Annotated in this window: 15 protein-coding genes; 6 read left to right on the forward strand and 9 right to left on the reverse strand. The window is 68.0% G+C overall.

Features of this window, described 5'->3' with window-relative positions; genetic code table 11:
• Positions 1–8 precede the first annotated feature (8 nt).
• Positions 9–1,067 (reverse strand): ROK family protein, encoded by a 1,059-nt coding sequence (locus VBO01S_RS03655; RefSeq protein WP_062470779.1) that lies wholly within the window; start codon positions 1,065–1,067, stop codon positions 9–11.
• 110 nt (positions 1,068–1,177) lie between these two features.
• On the opposite strand from VBO01S_RS03655, the gene VBO01S_RS03660 reads away from it, so the two are divergent.
• Positions 1,178–2,719, forward strand: a complete 1,542-nt coding sequence (locus tag VBO01S_RS03660) for an ABC transporter permease/substrate-binding protein (protein ID WP_082817965.1) — start codon at positions 1,178–1,180, stop codon at positions 2,717–2,719.
• A 319-nt stretch (positions 2,720–3,038) separates the two neighbouring features.
• Here VBO01S_RS03660 and VBO01S_RS03665 read toward each other — a convergent pair whose 3' ends face one another.
• The 8 genes from VBO01S_RS03665 to VBO01S_RS03700 form a co-directional block, all read right to left on the reverse strand.
• A complete protein-coding gene (locus tag VBO01S_RS03665; RefSeq protein WP_062470640.1) occupies positions 3,039–4,475 on the reverse strand; it encodes an aldehyde dehydrogenase family protein in 1,437 nt (478 codons plus the stop codon).
• 55 nt (positions 4,476–4,530) lie between these two features.
• Positions 4,531–5,628 carry an SMP-30/gluconolactonase/LRE family protein gene (locus VBO01S_RS03670; RefSeq protein WP_062470643.1) on the reverse strand — a complete coding sequence of 366 codons (1,098 nt, stop codon included), beginning with the start codon at positions 5,626–5,628 and terminating at the stop codon, positions 4,531–4,533.
• Positions 5,629–5,677: 49 nt separating this feature from the next.
• Positions 5,678–7,039 (reverse strand): glucarate dehydratase, encoded by a 1,362-nt coding sequence (gene gudD, locus VBO01S_RS03675; protein WP_062470646.1) that lies wholly within the window; start codon positions 7,037–7,039, stop codon positions 5,678–5,680.
• A 16-nt stretch (positions 7,040–7,055) separates the two neighbouring features.
• Positions 7,056–8,045, reverse strand: coding sequence for a Bug family tripartite tricarboxylate transporter substrate binding protein (locus VBO01S_RS03680; RefSeq protein WP_062470650.1), 990 nt, complete (start codon positions 8,043–8,045; stop codon positions 7,056–7,058).
• 14 nt (positions 8,046–8,059) lie between these two features.
• The gene (locus VBO01S_RS03685; protein ID WP_062470652.1) at positions 8,060–8,518 is read right to left on the reverse strand and encodes a nuclear transport factor 2 family protein; all 459 of its coding nucleotides are present in this window, start codon (positions 8,516–8,518) and stop codon (positions 8,060–8,062) included.
• Positions 8,519–8,572: 54 nt separating this feature from the next.
• Complete coding sequence (gene kdgD / locus VBO01S_RS03690; protein ID WP_062470656.1) at positions 8,573–9,484, reverse strand: 5-dehydro-4-deoxyglucarate dehydratase; 912 nt, start codon at positions 9,482–9,484, stop codon at positions 8,573–8,575.
• A 58-nt stretch (positions 9,485–9,542) separates the two neighbouring features.
• Complete coding sequence (locus VBO01S_RS03695; protein ID WP_062470659.1) at positions 9,543–10,532, reverse strand: Bug family tripartite tricarboxylate transporter substrate binding protein; 990 nt, start codon at positions 10,530–10,532, stop codon at positions 9,543–9,545.
• Between the two features lie 123 nt (positions 10,533–10,655).
• Complete coding sequence (locus VBO01S_RS03700; protein WP_062470783.1) at positions 10,656–11,516, reverse strand: FadR/GntR family transcriptional regulator; 861 nt, start codon at positions 11,514–11,516, stop codon at positions 10,656–10,658.
• A 110-nt stretch (positions 11,517–11,626) separates the two neighbouring features.
• On the opposite strand from VBO01S_RS03700, the gene VBO01S_RS03705 reads away from it, so the two are divergent.
• The 5 genes from VBO01S_RS03705 to VBO01S_RS03725 all read left to right on the forward strand — a co-directional run bounded on the left by VBO01S_RS03705 (position 11,627) and on the right by VBO01S_RS03725 (position 16,269).
• Complete coding sequence (locus VBO01S_RS03705) at positions 11,627–12,451, forward strand: NAD-dependent epimerase/dehydratase family protein (RefSeq protein ID WP_062470662.1); 825 nt, start codon at positions 11,627–11,629, stop codon at positions 12,449–12,451.
• Between the two features lie 17 nt (positions 12,452–12,468).
• Positions 12,469–13,356, forward strand: a complete 888-nt coding sequence (locus tag VBO01S_RS03710) for an SMP-30/gluconolactonase/LRE family protein (protein WP_062470665.1) — start codon at positions 12,469–12,471, stop codon at positions 13,354–13,356.
• Positions 13,357–13,402: 46 nt separating this feature from the next.
• Positions 13,403–14,380: a TRAP transporter substrate-binding protein gene (locus VBO01S_RS03715; RefSeq protein WP_062470668.1), complete on the forward strand. Its 978-nt coding sequence runs from the start codon at positions 13,403–13,405 to the stop codon at positions 14,378–14,380.
• A gap of 96 nt (positions 14,381–14,476) precedes the next feature.
• Positions 14,477–14,965, forward strand: a complete 489-nt coding sequence (locus VBO01S_RS03720) for a TRAP transporter small permease (protein WP_062470671.1) — start codon at positions 14,477–14,479, stop codon at positions 14,963–14,965.
• Between the two features lie 8 nt (positions 14,966–14,973).
• A complete protein-coding gene (locus VBO01S_RS03725; RefSeq protein ID WP_062470674.1) occupies positions 14,974–16,269 on the forward strand; it encodes a TRAP transporter large permease in 1,296 nt (431 codons plus the stop codon).
• Positions 16,270–16,289 lie beyond the last annotated feature (20 nt).

The following is a 16,289-nucleotide window of genomic DNA, read 5'->3' on the forward strand; positions in this document are numbered from 1 at the left end:
GAGATAACTCAACGCCGGTTCGTGAAGCTGGCGTTGCCCAGCCCGGTGCCGATGGTCAGCACGCCCCAGTGGCGCACGTCGCGCATGAAGGGCAGCTCGCTCAGGCCCTGCACCACCGCGTCGTTGTGCATGAGCACCAGCGTCGCGCCCGAGCCGATGATCGGCAGCCGCCGCCACAGCGCGGCCGGCAGGTGGAAGGCCCGGCTCTCCCAGTCGCCCGGCAGGTTCTGCGCGCCGCGCGCGATCGAGCCGTCGGAGCGGATCAGCCCCGGGCAGCCGATGCCGATGAAGGGCGCGAGCCGGATCTTGCGGCGCTCGGCGTAGATCACCATGTCCTCGAGCATGTCGGCGATGCGCTCGACCATGTGGCTGCGGTTCGGGCCGTCGTCGGCGTGGCGCCACTTCTCGCGCTTGACCACCTTGGCGCGCGAGAAGTCGGACGCCTTGCGGTGGCGCGTCTTCACGATGCCGCAGCGCACGTTCGTGCCGCCGATGTCCACGGCCAGGATGGCGTCGTGCCCCTTCAGCAGCGGCGGCGGCGTCAGGTGCGCCCAGCCGATCAGCCCGCCGTCGTCCACGTTGTGCGACAGCCGGCCCAGCTGCACGTGCACGCCCAGGTCTTCGAGCATCGCGCCCGCCTCCAGGATCGCGCGCTCGCCCACGTCGCTCTCGGGAAAGCCGCCGCCGACCACGATGCGCTGCACCTTGCGCCACGAGGGCTGGCGCACGAAGCGCTGGACCACGAAGGCCAGCTCTTCCGCGAACTCCTCGATGGCTCCGTGCATCACGTCGCCGGCGGCCGTGGCGGTCTTTCCCTGCAGCGCGCGGTCGAGCTGCTTCTTGCTCAGGTCGCGCGAGTGGGCCGCGCCCAGCGGGTCGCGGCCGGCCTTGCGGCGCCGCTTGCGCCAGCGCTCGAGCAGTTCGCGAAACGCCGTCTGGCTGGCCTGGTCGCCGACGAAGCCGTCCTTGTCGCGCAGCTGCAGGCTGTAGCCGTCCACGCGCAGGCCGGGCAGCTCGCGCAGGCCGTGGATGTCGGGACCGGGGGGCGCGTGCCTGGTTTTTTTCATGACGGCCACTATGGGCCGCCGCGCGGCCCGAGCGCATCGGCTTCGCGCACCACGGCGTGTAGGAGACGGACGGGTACGGCTGGCGCGGCGATGCCGATACACTGACCCGGATGCACCTGCCTCGCAGCTTCTGGCACCCCGCCCTGTGGCTTTTCGCGATGCTCTGGCTGGCCGCCGCCGCACCCCGCGCGCAGGCCGCCGACGAGACGCTGCGCGTCGGCTCCAAGCGCTTCACCGAGTCGTACATCCTGGCCGAGGTGCTGGCGCAGACCGCCGCGCCGCACACCGCGTCGCCGCCCGTCGTGCGGCAGGGGCTGGGCAACACGGCCATCGTGTATGAAGCGCTGCGCTCGGGCGCCATCGACCTGTACGCCGAATACACCGGCACCATCGCGCTCGAGATCCTCAAGGGCTCGCCCGCCGACACGCGCGAGGCGATGAACGCCGCGCTCGCGCCGCTCGGGCTGGGCGTGGCGATTCCGCTGGGCTTCAACGACGGCTACGCGCTGGCCGTGCGCGCCGCCGATGCCGACAAGCTCGGGCTGCGCACGCTGAGCGACCTGGCCCGGCACCCCGAGCTGCGCATCGGGCTGTCGAACGAATTCATCGGCCGCGCCGACGGCTGGAAGGGCCTGGCTGCGCGCTACGGCTTCACGCAGACGCCGACCGGGCTCGACCACGGCCTGGCCTACGAAGCGATGACGGCCAAGCAGATCGACGCCATCGACATCTACACCACCGACGCCAAGATCGACCACCTCGGCCTGCGCGTGCTGGTGGACGACAAGCAGTACTTTCCGCGCTACGACGCGGTGGTGCTCTACAAGCTCGACCTGCCCGCGCGGCTGCCGAAGGCCTGGGCCGCGTTGCAGGCGCTCGAAGGGAGGATCGACGAGCACGCGATGATCGCGATGAACGCACGCGCCGAACTGCAAGGCGTGCGCTTCGACACCATCGCGCGCGACTTCCTCGCCGGCGCCACCAAGGACGGCAAGACACCGCCGAGCGCCGCGCGCGGCTTCACGGCCAAGCTCTTCGGGCCCGACCTCTGGCCGCTGGCACGCCAGCACCTGCTGCTGGTGGCGGTGTCGGTCGGCGTGGCCATCCTTATCGGCGTGCCGCTCGCGATCCTCGTGTTTCCGCACCTGCGGCTGCGCGCCGTGGTGCTGGGCTTTGCGAGCGTGATGCAGACCGTGCCCTCGCTGGCGCTGCTCGCGGTGCTGATCTCGCTGCTCGGCGCCATCGGTGCCCTGCCCGCACTCATCGCGCTCACGCTGTACTCGCTGCTGCCGATCATGCGCAACACCGTGACCGGGCTGGCCGAAGTGCCGAATGGACTTCGGCTGGCCGGCACCGCGCTGGGCATGACGCCGCCGCAGAGCCTTCAGCTGGTGCTGCTGCCTCTCGCGTTGCCCACGCTGCTGGCGGGCGTTCGCACCGCGACAGCCATTGCCATCGGCACGGCCACCATCGCGGCCTTCATCGGCGCGGGTGGTTTTGGCGAGCGCATCGTGACGGGGCTGGCGCTCAACGATCGCGAGCTGTTGATGGCGGGTGCGCTGCCGGCTGCAGCCATGGCGCTGATCAGTGAAGGGGTCTTCGAGCTGATCGAATTCCTGATGCGTCGCAGTCGCAGGGCACCATTGGCCTGAGCTGTTCAGGGCGACGCTCACGCCGACGCGGTACCTTGCTCCGCGAATGTCCCCCGGGCTTCGCCCTCCTCCTTGATTTCGCTGCGCAAGGCACCGCATCGACGTGAGCGTTGGGCAGTGCAGTCGTTGATCGGCGAGCACCAGCAGCGTGTCCCGTGCGCAGGACACTGGGTGCTTCCCGCAGCGAAATCAAGGAGGAGGGGCGAAGCCCCGGGGGACATTCGCGGAGGGAAGTACCCGGTGGCCTGCGCACGCGCCCCGAAAAACACAGGCGTAAAAAAGCCCCCAACCGGGGGCTTCCAACGAGACAAGAAAAGCGTCAGGCCAACGTGTAAGCCGTCTTCACCGTCGTGAAGAACTCCTGCGCGTACTTGCCCTGCTCGCGCGGCCCGTAGCTCGAGCCCTTGCGACCACCAAACGGCACGTGATAGTCCACCCCCGCCGTCGGCAGGTTCACCATCACCATCCCCGCCTGGCTGTGGCGCTTGAAGTGCGTCGCGTACTTCAGCGAGGTCGTCGCGATGCCGGCCGACAAACCGAACTCCGTGTCGTTGGCCGTCGCCAGTGCCTCTTCGTAGTTCTTCACGCGGATCACGCTCGCCACCGGCCCGAACACTTCCTCGCGGTTGATGCGCATGTTCGCGGCGGACTCGCTGAACAGTGCGGGCGACATGTAGTAGCCGTCCGTCTCCAGCTTCAGCAGTTCGCCGCCAGCCGCCAGCGTGGCGCCTTCGCCCTTGCCGATGGCGACGTATTCCATGTCCTGGTCGAGCTGCGACTTCGACGACACCGGCCCCACGTCGGTGCCCTGCGCGAGCGCATCGCCGACCTTGATCTTCGCCATGCGCGCCTTCATCGCCTCGATGAACTTCGGGTAGATGCCCTCGGTCACGATGAGTCGGCTCGACGCCGTGCAGCGCTGGCCCGTCGAGTAGAACGCGCTCTGCACACTGAGCTCTACGGCCTGCGCGAGGTCGGCATCGTCGAGCACCACCTGCGGGTTCTTGCCGCCCATTTCGAGCTGCACCTTCTTGTGGTTGGTGACGCACTGGATCGCGATGTTGCGGCCCACGCCCACCGAGCCCGTGAAGCTGATCGCATGGATGCCCGGGTGGTTCACCAGCGCATCGCCGATCACGCTGCCGCGCCCCATCACGAGATTGAACACGCCGGCCGGAATGCCCGAGCGGCTGATGATCTCAGCCAGCGCCCACGCGCAGCCCGGCACGAGGTCGGCGGGCTTGAGCACCACGCAGTTGCCGAAGGCCAGCGCGGGTGCGATCTTCCAGGCGGGAATCGCGATGGGAAAGTTCCACGGCGTGATGAGCCCGACCACACCGACCGGCTCGCGCGTGATCTCCACGCCGATGTTCGGGCGCACCGACGGCAGCACCTCGCCCGACAGGCGCAGGCACTCGCCCGCGAAGAACTTGAAGATCTGCCCCGCGCGCGTGGCCTCGCCGATGCCTTCGGCCTTGGTCTTGCCTTCTTCGCGTGCGAGCAGCGTGCCGAGCTCTTCCTTACGCGCGAGGATCTCGGTGCCGATCTTGTCGAGCGCGTCGGAGCGCGCCTGGATGCTGCCCGTCGCCCAGGCGGGGAAGGCGGCGGTGGCGGCGGCCACAGCGGCGTCGACCTGGCCCTTGTCGCCCTGCGTGTACTGGCCCAGCACGTCGGCCAGGTTGCTGGGGTTGATGTTGGGGCTGTAGCTTTGGCCGGCCAACCATTCGCCATTGATGAGGTTGTTGAATTCAGTCATCGTCGATGTCCTTGCTTGTGTGCTGTTGCGGTGAGGAGGTTGGAAAGTCTGAAGGCTAGGTGGCGCCTTCGGACTCCACGTAGAGGGCGTACAGCGAATGGCTGGCCGCCATGTAGAGGCGGTTGTTCTTGGGGCCGCCGAAGGTGAGGTTGGCACAGCGTTCGGGCAGGCGGATGAAACCGATGGGCTTGCCTTGCGCATTGAAGATCTTGACGCCATCGAGGTCTTCGGACTTCGCCTGCGGCTGATAGACCTTCATGCCGTTGCCGGCATCGATGGGTTCGGGCGCGAGCGCGCCGTTCCAGCCCCAGCCCATCCAGAGGTTGCCGTCGCGGTCGACGCGAAAGCCGTCGAGCGCCGCAGCGCCCGTGCCATCGATGAGCTTCAGCTTGTTCGACACGCTGCCGTCGGCCGCCACGTCGTAGCTCCAGAGGCTGCGGTTGGGCGTGCCCTTCCACTCGATGACGTAGAGCTTTTTCTCGTCCGGCGAGAAGGCCAGGCCGTTCGGGTTCACCAGGTCGGTGATCACCGCCGAGAGCTGGCCGTCGGGCGTGAGGCGGTACACGTTGGTCGTCGCCTGCTCGGGCGCGGCCTTCTCGCCTTCCCACGTGCCCGAGATGCCGAAGAGCGGGTCGGTGAACCACACGGTGTCGTCCGACTTCACCACCACGTCGTTCGGCGAATTCAGCCGCTTGCCCTGATAGCGGTCGGCCAGCACGGTCATGCGCCCGTCGGCCTCGGTGCGCACCACGCGCCGCGTCACCGAGTGCTCGCAGCTGATGAGGCGGCCCTGCCGGTCGCGCGTGTTGCCGTTGCAGTAGCCGGCGTTCGCCTTGTGGACCTTGAACTCGCCGGTCTTCTCCTCGTAGCGCATCAGCCTGTTGTTCGGGATGTCGCTGCACACGAGGTAGCCCTCGCGCGGCAGGTACACCGGGCCCTCGGCCCAGCGCATGCCGGTGCCGACCTGCTCGAGCGTGCTGCTGTAGATGCGGTACTTCGCAAAGCTGGGGTCGAGGATCAGCACCGACGGGTCGGGATAGCGTTGCTGCGGCTTGAAGGGAAACGACTGGGCGCCCGCGGCGGCGGCCACGGCGCCGAGTGCCGAGCCGGCAGCCGCTTGCAGCAGGCGACGGCGATCCATGTGCTTGTTCATTCAGTCTCCTTGGATGTTTCAGCCGTCAGCGCACGAAGGCACCGGGCGCTCAGCGGACCATGCAGGGGCGCTTGTTGTCGAAGGTCCAGTTCGGAATGAGGAACTGCATCGCCTGCGCATCGTTGCGCGCGCCCAGGCCATGCTTCAGGTACAGCTGGTGCGCCTTCTCGACCTCGGCCATGTCGAGTTCGATGCCCAGGCCGCCGCGCGTGGGCACCTGCACGAGGCCGCCCTCGATCTGCAGCGGCGCCTTCGTGAGACGCTGGCCGTCCTGCCAGATCCAGTGCGTGTCGATGGCCGTGACCTTGCCGGGTGCCGCCGCAGCCACGTGCGTGAACATCGCGAGTGACACGTCGAAGTGGTTGTTCGAATGCGAGCCCCAGGTCAGGCCCCAGGCCTGGCACAGCTGCGCCACGCGCACCGAGCCCTGCATGGTCCAGAAGTGCGGGTCGGCCAGCGGAATGTCGACCGACTGCAGCGACAGGCTGTGCACCATCTCGCGCCAGTCGGTGGCGACCATGTTGGTGGCGGTGGGCAGGCCCGTGGCGCGGCGGAACTCGGCCATCACCTCGCGGCCCGAGAACACGCCCTCGGCGCCGCACGGATCTTCGGCATAGGCCATCACGCCGTGCAGGTCGCGGCACAGACGGATGGCGTCGGCCAGCAGCCAGCCGCCGTTCGGGTCGAGCGTGACGCGCGCCTGCGGGAAGCGTTCGTGCAGCGCGCGGATCGCTTCGACCTCTTCCTCGCCGCGCAGCACGCCGCCCTTGAGCTTGAAGTCGGTGAAACCGTAGCGCGCATGCGTGGCCTCGGCCAGGCGCACGATGGCTTCGGGGGTCATCGCCTCTTCGTGGCGCACGCGGAACCAGTCGTTGTCGGCGCCGGGGTCGGACTCGTACGGCAGGTCAGTCTTGGTGCGGTCGCCCACGTAGAAGAGGTAGCCGAGCATCTGCACCGCATCGCGCTGCTGACCTTCGCCGAGCAGCGCGGCCACGGGCACGCCCAGGTGCTGGCCCAGCAGGTCGAGCAGCGCGGCTTCGGCGGCGGTCACGGCGTGGATGGTCACGCGCAGATCGAAGGTCTGCAGGCCGCGCCCGCCGCTGTCGCGCGCGGCAAAGGCGCTGCGCATGCGGTTGAGCACGGCGTTGTGGTTGCCGATGGGCTGGCCCACGATGAGGTCGCGCGCGTCTTCGAGCGTCTGGCGGATCTTCTCGCCGCCCGGCACTTCGCCCACGCCGGTGTGGCCGGCGCTGTCGGTGAGGATCAGCAGGTTGCGCGTGAAGAACGGGCCGTGCGCGCCGCTGAGGTTCATCAGCATGCTGTCGTCGCCGGCCACGGGCACGACGCGCATGGCGGTGACGACGGGCGCGCCCGACACGACGGAGGAAGCAGCGGATTCAGGAGAGGTCATCTTCGGGCTCGGTGGCTCAGTCTGCGGTGATGTGGCGGGTGTCGATCAATGTCTTCCATCGCGCCCACTCGCGCAACTGGAAGGCGGTGAAGTCTTCGGGCGTGCTGGCGACGATTTCCAGGCCCTGGTCGAGCATGCGCTTCTTGGTCTCGGGGTCCTGCATGGCGGCGATGACCGCGTCGCTCAGCTTCTTCTTCGTGGCGGGCGGCAGGCCCTTGGGCGCGGCCATGCCCTGCCACGAATAGACCTCGGCGCCCTTCACGCCGGCTTCGGCGAGCGTGGGCACGTCGGGCAGCACGGGCGAGCGCTTGTCGCCGGTGACGGCCAGCGCGCGCAGCTTGCCGGCGCGGATGTGCGGCAGCACGGCGTTCACGTTCTGGAACGAGAAGTCGACCTGGTTGCCCAGCAGGTCGTTCACCGCCGGAGCGCCGCCCTTGTAGGGCACGTGCACGCCTTCGGTCTTCGATTGCTGCCAGAAGAGTTCGGCCGACAGGTGGTCGGACGAGCCGTTGCCCGAACTCGCGAACGAGACCTTGCCGGGCGTCTTGCGCAACAGCGCGAGCACGTCGGCCACGCTGCGCTCGGGCCGCGCGACGTTCGCCACGAGCACGTTGGGCGCCTGCACGGGCACGCTGATGTAGTCGAAGTCCTTGGTGGCGTCGTAGGGCACGCCTTTTTGCAGGTGCGGCGTGACGACGAAGGCGCCGAGCGACGACACGAGCAGCGTGTAGCCGTCGGGCAGTGCGCGCTTCACGAAGCCGGTGCCGATGGTGCCGGTGGCACCGGGGCGGTTGTCGACGACGAAGCTGCCGCCGAGCTTGGCCTGCAGCTGCTGCGCCAGCGCGCGCGCCACCATGTCGGTGGAGCCACCGGCGGGGAACGGCACGATGATCGTCACAGGTTTCTGCTGCGGCCATGCCTCGGCCTGCGCCGAGGCGTGCAGCGGCGACAGCAGCGCGGTGGCGGCGAGCGCGAGGCCCGCGGCCAGGAGTTGTTGTCTCTTCATCGATCGCGCCTCCGTCAGGTCGTGAGGCGCACAGCCTGGCGCGCGAGCAGCTTCCACTCGCCGCCCTGCTTCTGCCAGACGCCAAGGATCTTCAGCGCGACCTTGCCGGGCTTGCCCGAATCGTTGGTGTCGGCCGTGAGCGTGTGGCGCACGATGGCCGTGCGGCCGTCGACGACCTTCACGGTCTGGTCGGTGATCGCGATGGTCACGAAGTCGGACTTGCCGTCGAGCAGGTCGGCGATGAAGCTGGCCTGCGTGTCGACCTTGCCGCCCGAATGACCGTAGCTCAGGTCGTCGGCCACCAGCGCGCGCAGCGCGGCGGGCGTCGGGTCGACCATGGCGACGCGCAGCCGCTCGGCGGCCGCCGCAACTGCGGGTTCGGCTGCTGCGCCGCTGCTGCTGCCACCGCTGGCGGCACAACCCGCGAACACGGCGGTCGCTGCGGCGGCGAGCAGAAATTTCCTGATGAGCATGTCGTTGTCTCCTGTTGTTCTGTGGTGCTGGCGACTACTGCGATCAGTGCCGGCTTACTGCGGGCCGAGCGTGTCGATGAGCGCCTTCAGTGCGTCCATCTCGTCGGGCTTCAGGTCGGTCAGCGGCGCGCGCACGGGGCCGGCGTCGTGGCCGACGAGCTTGGCGCCCGCCTTCACGATGCTCACGGCGTAGCCGGGCACGCGGTTGCGCAGCTCCAGGTAGGGCATGAAGAAGTTCTTCAGCAGGCGGTGCTGCGTGGCCATGTCGTCGTTGGCGACCGCGTGATAGAAGTCCATCGCCGTCTTCGGAATGAAGTTGAAGACCGCCGAGGAGTACACGGGCGTGCCCATCGCCTTGTAGGCGGCGGCATAGACCTCGGCCGTGGGCAGGCCGCCCAGGTAGGCGAAGCGGTCGCCCATCTTCTGGAAGATCGCGACCATCGCCTCGATGTCGCCCACGCCGTCCTTGAAGCCGACGAGGTTCGGGTTGCGCTCGGCCAGGCGGGCCAGCGTGTCGGGCTTGAGGCGGCTCGAAGCGCGGTTGTAGACGATCACGCCGAACTTCACGCTCTTGCACACGGCCTCGACGTGCGCGGCCAGGCCTTCCTGGCCGGCTTCGGTGAGGTAGTGCGGCAGCAGCAGGATGCCGTGCGCGCCGGCCTTCTCTGCCGCTTGCGCGCATTGGATGGCGAAGCGCGTCGGGCCGCCGGCGCCGGCAATGATCGGCACCACGCCGCGGCAGGTGTCGACCGCGGTCTGGATGATGCCGGGGTACTCGTCACCCGTCAGCGAGAAGAACTCGCCCGTTCCGCCCGCGGCGAACAACGCGCTCGCGCCGTAGGGCGCCAGCCATTCGAGGCGCTCGATGTAGCCCTTCTTGTTGAAGTCGCCGTTGCTGTCGAAGTCGGTCAGCGGGAACGAGAGCAGGCCGGAGCCCATGATGGTTTTGAGTTCTTGCGGGTTCATCGGAAGTCGTCCAGTGAAAAAAGAGAAATGAGGAAAAGAGAAAAGAAGAAGGGGCCGCTCAGTCGAGCTTGAGATTGGCCTGCTGGATCACTTGCGCCCAGCGCGCGCGTTCCTTGGCGAAGAACTGGTCCTGCTCGGGCGCGGTCATGGTCACGACCTCGGCGCCCTGCCCCGCAAGGCGCGCCCGGATGTCGGGCGTGCGGATGATGCGGACCAGTTCCTTGTTGAGCCGGGCGATCACCGCGTCAGGGGTGCCGCGCGCTGCGACCACGCCCTGCCATGTGCCCGACTCGTAGCCGGGAACGCCCTGCTCCGCGATGGTCGGCACGCTGCCGATCAGCGGCATGCGCGTCGACTTCGACACGGCGATGAGCTTGAGCTTGCCGCTTTGCACATGCGGGTAGGTGGCCAGCATGCCGTTCATGAGCACCTGCGTCTGGCCCGCGACGGTGTCGAGCACGGCCTGCACGCCGCCCTTGTAGGGCACGTACTCCCACTTGGCGCCGCTCTTGCGCTGCAGCTCGACGCCGGCCAGGTGCGCGGTGCTGCCGCTGGCGGTGACGGCGAAGTTGAGGTCGCTCTTCTTCGACAGCTCGACCAGTTCCTTCAGCGTGTTGGCCTGCACCGACGGGTGCACGACCAGCAGGTGCGGCGAGTAGGCCAGCATGGCCACGCTGCGCAGGTCCTTCGACGGATCGAACGGCAGCTTGGGGTACAGCGACGGGCTGATGGCCAGCGCGCCGAGGTCGCACAGCATGAGCGTGTGGCCGTCGGCCGGCGCCTTGGCCAGCATGTCGGCGCCGAGGTTGCCGTTGGCGCCCGCGCGGTTCTCGATGACCACGGGCTGGCCCAGCGCCTCGGACAGCGGCTGGCCGATGGCGCGCGCAATGATGTCCGACGAGCCGCCCGGCGGGTACGGCACGATCAAACGAATGGGCTTGGAAGGCCAGGTGCCGCCCGCCCCTTGCGCAAACGCGTGCAAGGGCAGGCTGGCGGCCAGTGTGGTGGCGAGGGCGGCGCCGAGCGCGCCGCGTCGGTTGACGGTCATGGGGGCTGTCTCCTGAGGTTCGATGCAGGCATGCGGGGCCGCGATGGCGCTGCATGTTATCAGTCATCGTACAACTAGAAAATCAGCTTGTCCAGACTTGAGCCCCGAAAACCCGGGGCGAACTCAGCGCGAAGGGGTGTTGTCGGACGAGGCGGTGCCGTGGCCGGCCGCTTCCGCCCTGGCTTTTTGCTGTTGCGCGGCTTCCTGCGCCATGCGCAGCCGCTCGCGGCTGTTGGTCAGGTGAATGCGCATCGCGGCACGTGCCGACTCGGGGTCGCGGCGCGCGATGGCCGCGTAGATTTCCTCGTGCTCGCGGTTCACGCGGCTCAGGTAGCTGCCGTCCTGCACGCGGATCGCGCTGATGCGCGTGCGCGGGATGATCGTCGTGCCCAGGTGCCGCATGATGTCGGCGAAGTAGGGGTTGCCGGTCGACTGCGCGATCTCCAGGTGGAAGGCGAAGTCGGGTCCCACGGTGTCGCCGCCCACCTTGACGTTCTGCTCGAACGCGTCGAGCGCCTGGCGCATCGCGACCAGCTGCTCGTCGGTGCGCCGGCTCGCGGCCAGCCCGGCGGATTCGGTCTCCAGGCTGATGCGCAGCTCGAGCACGGCGAGCACGTCGACCGAAGTCGCGATCTCGCCGGGATCGAGGCGGAACACGCCGCCCATGCCACCCGGACGCGGCTGCAGCACGAAGGTGCCCACGCCGTGCAGCGTCTCGACCAGCCCGCCCGCCTGCAGCTTGGACAGCGCCTCGCGCACCACGGTGCGGCTCACGCCGTAGGCCTGCATGATGGCCGACTCGGTCGGCAGCTTGTCGCCCGGGCGCAGCGACTGGCTGCGGATCTTCTCGCCCAGGTCTTCCACCAGCCCGTTCGCCAGGCCGCGCGCGCGCTGGCGCGGCCGCCCCACGAAAGCGGCGTTGCCCGCCGGGTTGTCAGCGGTCGTTGTCTGAACTTCGGGATTACCCGCAGTCGTTGAGGCCATGACGACGATCATAATCCCCTCACAGTTGTACGACAACAGATAACTTATCACCTAAAAAGCGGTGACGACGTTGTCCACCTCCTCCGCTTCCCCTCACACATCCCGAAGACATGTCGACGCCTGAAGCCCCCTCCCCCAAGCTTGGCCGCCTGCTGCTGACCGGCGCCGCCGGCGGCCTGGGCCGCGTGCTGCGCGAACGGCTCGCGCCTTTTGCGAACGTGATCCGCCTTTCCGACATCGCCGACATCGCACCGGCCACGGGCGCGCATGAAGAAGTCGTGCCCTGCGACCTGTCCGACAAGGCCGCGGTCGACGCGCTGGTGGCCGGCTGCGACGCCATCGCCCATTTCGGCGGCGTGTCGGTCGAGCGCCCGTTCGAGGAAGTGCTCGAAGCCAACATCAAGGGCGTGTTCAACCTGTACGAAGCCGCGCGCCGCCACGGCGTGAAGCGCGTGGTGTTCGCCAGCTCGAACCACGTGATCGGCTTCTACAAGCAGGACGAGCACATCGACGCGCACGCCGCGCGCCGGCCCGACGGCTACTACGGCCTGTCGAAGTCCTTCGGCGAAGACATGGCGCAGTTCTACTTCGACCGCTGGGGCATCGAGACGGTGAGCATCCGCATCGGCTCGTCGTTCCCCGAGCCGCTCAACCGCCGCATGATGAGCACCTGGCTCAGCTACCGCGACCTCACGACGCTGATCCAGAAGTCGCTCTTCACGCCCGACGTGAAGCACACGGTGGTCTACGGCATGTCGGCCAACCGCGACCTGTGGTGGGACAACGCCGCCGCCGCGCACCTGGGTTTCGCGGCGCAAGACAGCTCCGAGGTGTTCCGCGACAAGGTCGAGGCGCAGCCGCCGGTGGCGCCCACCGACCCGAACGCCATCTACCAGGGCGGCGCCTTCACCGCACAAGGCCCGTTCGGCGACTGAACAGGCCGCAGCACCGCATGCAAGCCGAACTCGTTCTCGACGCGCGCAACGGCACGGGCGAAAGCCCGGTGTGGCTGGCCGCGCAGCAGGCGCTGTACTGGGTCGACATCCCCGCACGCACGCTCAACCGCTGGCACGCTGGCGAAGGCCATGCGCAGTGGCGCGCCGACGAAATGATTGCCTGCATCGCACCGCGTGCCGACCGGCCCGGCGAATGGATCGCCGGCATGGAAAGCGGGCTGTTCTCGCTGCGCCCGCGCACCGACGGCACGCTCGCGGCCACGCCGCTCGCCCCGGTGGCGCACGCCGCGCCGGGCATGCGTTTCAACGACGGCCGCTGCGACCGGCAGGGCCGCTTCTGGGCCGGCACGATGCTGCTGGACATGGCCGCCGGCGCGCGCGTCGGCCGCCTGTACCGCCACGGCCCCGGCGACGACGGCGCAACGCTGCAACTGGACGACCTGATCGTGCCCAACGGCCTGGCCTTCAGCCCCGACGGCCGCACGATGTACCTGTCGGACTCGCACCCGAGCGTGCAGGCCGTCTGGGCCTTCGACTACGACACCGACACCGGCACGCCGAGCAACCGCCGTCTCTTCGTCGACATGAATCCCCTGCCCGGCCGCCCCGACGGCGCGGCGATGGACGTCGACGGCTGCTACTGGATCTGCGGCAACGACGCCGGCCTGGTGCACCGCTTCACGCCCGACGGCCGGCTCGACCGTTCGCTCGCCGTGCCGGTGAAGAAGCCCGCCATGTGCGCCTTCGGCGGCCCGGGCCTCGACACGCTGTTCGTCACCTCGATCCGCCCCGGCGGCATCGACCTGTCGGACCAGCCGCTGGCCGGCGGCGTGTTCGCGCTGCGCCCCGGCGTGGCGGGCGTGCCAGAGCCGGCCTTCGGCTGACCCCTTTTCTTTTTTATTGACGACAACCACCAAGAGGACGAGACAAATGAAGCTCTACACGACACTCATCGCACTTGCTGCCGGCGCGGCGGCCGCGTTGACCACGCTGGCTGCCGGCGCCACCGAGTTCCGCTCGGCCGACATCCACCCCGACGACTACCCCACCGTGACCGCCGTGAAGTTCATGAGCGAACGGCTCAAGGCGCTGTCCGGGGGCAAGCACAGCATCAAGGTCTTCAACAACAGCGCGCTCGGCAACGAGAAGGACACGATCGAGCAGACCAAGATCGGCGCGCTGCAGATGGTGCGCGTGAACATCGCGCCCATGAACAACATCTGCCCCGAGACGCAGGTGCCGACCATGCCCTTCCTGTTCCGTTCAGTGGAGCACCTGCACAAGGTGCTCGACGGTCCGGTCGGCGAAGAAATCCTGAAGTCGTGCGAGAAGCAGGGCTTCGTGGGCCTGGCCTACTACGACAGCGGCGCGCGCTCGATGTTCACGGCCAAGAAGCCCGTGCGCAACTTCGCCGACATGAAGGGTCTGAAGGTGCGCGTGCAGCAGTCCGACCTGTGGGTGTCGATGCTCGAGGCCATGGGCGCCAACGCCACGCCGATGCCGATGGGCGAGGTCTACACGGGCCTGAAGACCGGCCTCATCGACGCCGCCGAAAACAACTACCCCACCTACGAAAGCGCGCGCGCCTTCGAGGTCGCCAAGTACTACAGCAAGACCGAGCACTCGATGGCGCCCGAGATGCTGCTGTTCTCCAAGCGCGCGTGGGACAAGCTCTCCACCGAAGAGCAGGGCTGGCTGCGCCAGGCCGCCAAGGAATCGGTGCCCTACATGCGCAAGCAGTGGCAGGAGCGTGAAGTGAAGTCGCTGGCCACGGTGAAGGCCGGCGGCGCCGAGATCATCGACGTCGACAAGGCCCCGTTCCAGGCCGCGATGAAGCCGGTATACGACAAGTTCATCACGGACGCGAAGCTCAAGGACCTGGTCAAGCGCGTCCAGGACACGAAGTAAACAGGGCTCGCCCCCAGGCTTCGCGCACTTCGTGACCCTGCACCCCTGCCAGGGGCCACGAAGAGGCGGAGCCTCTCCATTTTTCGCGCTGGAAATATGTACACCAAACTTTGCCGCACGCTCGCCCGTGCCTGCATGTGGTTGGGCATCCTCGGTCTCGTCGCGGTGATCTGCGCCGTGAGCTGGCAGGTGTTCGGCCGCTACGTGCTCAACAACACCCCCACCTGGGCTGAGAGCCTCGCGCTGCTGCTGGTGCTCTACGTGACCATGCTGGGCGTGGCCGTGGGCGTGCGCGATGCGGGCCACATCGGACTTGAATCGTTCCTCGTGCTCGCGCCCGACTGGCTGCGCCTGAAGATGGAATACCTCATCCACGCGCTGATCCTGCTGTTCGGCCTGGCCATGGCTTGGAACTGCGCCTCGCTCGCCGAATCGGTGTGGGACTACCGCCTGCCCACGCTGTGGATTTCCGAAGGCTGGAAGTACGTGCCCGCCGCCGTGTCCGGCGTCCTCATCGTGATGTTCTCGATCGAACACATCATCGCCTTGGCCCAAGGCCGCGAAGTCGAACCCGCCTGGGGCTGAACCTCATCATGACGACCCCTCTTCTCATTCTTTGCCTCTCGTTCACGCTGTTCCTGCTGCTCGGCGTGCCGGTGGCGTTCTCGATCGGCCTGTCGGCCCTGGCCACGCTGCTGTGCGAAGGCCTGCCGCTCGCGGTGGGCTTCCAGCAGATGACCTCGGGCATGGGCATCTTCTCGTTCCTGGCCATTCCCTTCTTCATCTTCGCCGGCGAGCTGATGCTCTACGGCGGCATCGCGGACCGCATCGTCAACTTCGCGCGCAACCTCGTGGGCCACGTGCGCGGCGGCCTGGGCATGTCGAACGTGGTGGCCTGCACCTTGTTCGGCGGCGTCTCGGGCTCGCCCGTGGCGGACGTCTCGGCCATGGGCGCCGTGATGATCCCGATGATGAAGAAGGAGGGCTACCACGCCGACTACGCGGTCAACGTGACGACCCACGCGGCCCTGGTCGGCGCGCTGATGCCGACCAGCCACAACCTCATCATCTATTCGCTCGCAGCGGGCGGCAAGGTGTCGATCGCGGCGCTGATCCTGGCGGCGCTGCTGCCGGCGGCCGTGCTCACGTTGAGCAACCTCGCGGCCGCCTACCTCGTGGCCGTGAAGCGCGGCTACCCGGCCGGCAGCTTCCCGGGCTGGGCCATCGTGGCGCGCTCGTTCGCGGCGGCGCTGCCGGGCCTGTTCATCGTGGTGCTGATCCTCGGCGGCATTTTGTCGGGCATCTTCACGGCGACCGAATCGGCGGCGGTGGCGGTGCTCTATGCGCTGGCGCTGACAATCTTCGTGTACCGCACGCTGAAGTGGGAGCACTTCATCAAGGCCGCCTCGAAGGCCGTGCGCACCACGGGCGTGATCCTGCTGCTGATCGGCATCTCGAGCACCTTCGGCTACCTCATCAGCCTGTACGGCGTGGCCGAGCTCACGGGCCAGATGCTGTCGCAGGTGACGACCACGCCGTGGATGATCTTCCTGCTCATCAACATCATCCTGTTCGTGCTGGGCACCTTCCTGGACATGGCCGCGACCATCCTGCTGTGCACGCCGATCTTCCTGCCCATTGCACAGCAGTACGGCATGACCTCGGTGCAGTTCGGCGTGGTGATGCTCATCAACTGCGCGCTCGGGCTGAACACGCCACCCGTGGGCACCACCCAGTTCGTCGGCTGCGCCATCGGCGGGGTGTCGGTGGGCACGGTGATGCGCACGATCTGGCCCTTCTACGGCGCGCTGATCTTCGCGCTCGGCGTGGTCACCTTCGTGCCGGCGTTTTCCACCTGGCTGCCGAGCCTGTTCATGGTGGTGAAGTAAAGAAAAGAGAAAGGGCCTCC

The organism is Variovorax boronicumulans NBRC 103145 (assembly GCF_001591345.1).
Lineage (GTDB): Bacteria > Pseudomonadota > Gammaproteobacteria > Burkholderiales > Burkholderiaceae_C > Variovorax > Variovorax boronicumulans.